We start from the raw sequence: 1,514 nt of genomic DNA, 5'->3' as shown, positions 1-1,514 counted from the left end.
CTCGGGAGATACCGCGGATGGGGACGCCTCGGCTGCAGGCGTGGGGCTCGGGAGGTCGAGGGATTGGGTGTACATGGGCTCCGCTGTCTTTTTTGAGATGCGATGGAGCGAGTATAACTATTAACCGACCGGACGGTTGATTAATTTTGCGGCGGGTGATTTTAATTCGAATAGCGTCGCGTTAACCCGAAAGCCGAACCACCGCATGCACGCAAAAAAGCCCAGCCGTATGCACAGACTGGGCAAAACCACCGGTAATCCGGCGGCGGAGGTCGCTTCACGTTCGCGTTAGCCGCACGGGAAGCGCATTTCGACTTTTGTATGCAATGAACCAGAACGCTGGCTCTGGACGCCGCGCCGTGCGTGACGCTTCTGTTGGTTCACTGCCCGAAGAACACGCCTTGCGGAACAACGCGCTTGCTCACTCGACCGGATTGCGATGCCGCGCCCGTCGACGAGCCGTACCCTTCCGCCTGCGCCTGAGCAAGACGCATATCGGATACGCGTGCTTCGGCTGCTTGCAGTTTCGCCGGATAAGAGGCGTCTTCCGCCGCCGGCGAATAACCGGCCTTTTCAACCTGAGCTAGCTCGGCGCGAACTTGGGCACGGCTTACCGACTCGCTCGATTGGGCGAACGAGGCCAGCGGTGTGGATAAGACTGCGACTGCAACGACTGCGTTGACCCACGATTTCATGATGCTCTCCCTGTTTTCGATGAATCCCGGCGCATATCTCGATGTCAGTTGCGACGAGTGGACGACCGAAGTTTAGGGATGGGGCGGCGAATGATCATTCGCCGCAACGAGGAAGCATCTTTGCAAAATCGGCAAAGAATCGCCGTCGCTTTGTTGCGGTGCAACATGAGAGAGCCAAATGCCAACGGGTGCGGCAGATAGAAGGTGATTGCCTTCGTGCACTGCAACGACCGCTTCAGGCGATTATTCCCATCTCGACAAAGATCATTCAACGGAAACGAGAATGATCTTCCGAGAAGTCGTCTCTACACTCCGTTCACAAGCTGCTTAACACGAAACCGGCAGCACGATCAGATCCCGAATCGGAGGTAGTCATCATGAAGACGTTCATTTCCGCAGTCACCGTCGCCGCTGCTCTCGCCGTGCCCGCCCTGTCGTTCGCACAACAATCCGACGGCCCGCTCTCGCGCGCTCAGGTGCGTGCTGAACTGGTCCAACTGGAGAAGGCTGGCTACAACCCGAACATCAGTGACCCGTCGTATCCGTCGAACATCCAGGCAGCGCAAGCGCGTGTGAGCGCCCAGACCCTCGCACAAGCGCCGGTGCAGTCGAGCGACTATGGTTCGGTCGCCAACGGCTCGCAGTCGGGCCGCACGATCGGCGCCCAGCCGCGAGCGTTGAACACGTACTTCGGCCAGTAAGTGCCGAAGTGCCTCGGCCGGTCTCAGGGTCGGCCGACAATCGGAGGACTAAACCGCTCGCGCGGTAGGGGCTACGGTCCGACGCTGGTGGTCAGTGAGAGGCCGGTCACCCGGCTTT

Annotated in this window: 2 protein-coding genes; one reads left to right on the top strand and one right to left on the bottom strand. The window is 59.4% G+C overall.

Annotated features, from left to right (window positions below; genetic code table 11):
• Positions 1–380: 380 nt before the first annotated feature.
• Positions 381–695, bottom strand: a complete 315-nt coding sequence (locus tag AWB74_RS44475) for a DUF4148 domain-containing protein (RefSeq protein WP_061152791.1) — start codon at positions 693–695, stop codon at positions 381–383.
• Positions 696–1,072: 377 nt separating this feature from the next.
• Between AWB74_RS44475 and AWB74_RS44470 the strand changes: the two genes are divergently transcribed.
• Complete coding sequence (locus AWB74_RS44470; protein WP_061152790.1) at positions 1,073–1,396, top strand: DUF4148 domain-containing protein; 324 nt, start codon at positions 1,073–1,075, stop codon at positions 1,394–1,396.
• The last annotated feature ends 118 nt before the right edge of the window (positions 1,397–1,514 follow it).

This window comes from Caballeronia arvi (genome assembly GCF_001544695.2).
GTDB classification, from domain to species: domain Bacteria; phylum Pseudomonadota; class Gammaproteobacteria; order Burkholderiales; family Burkholderiaceae; genus Caballeronia; species Caballeronia arvi.
This window is presented reverse-complemented; position numbering and strand designations above follow the sequence as displayed.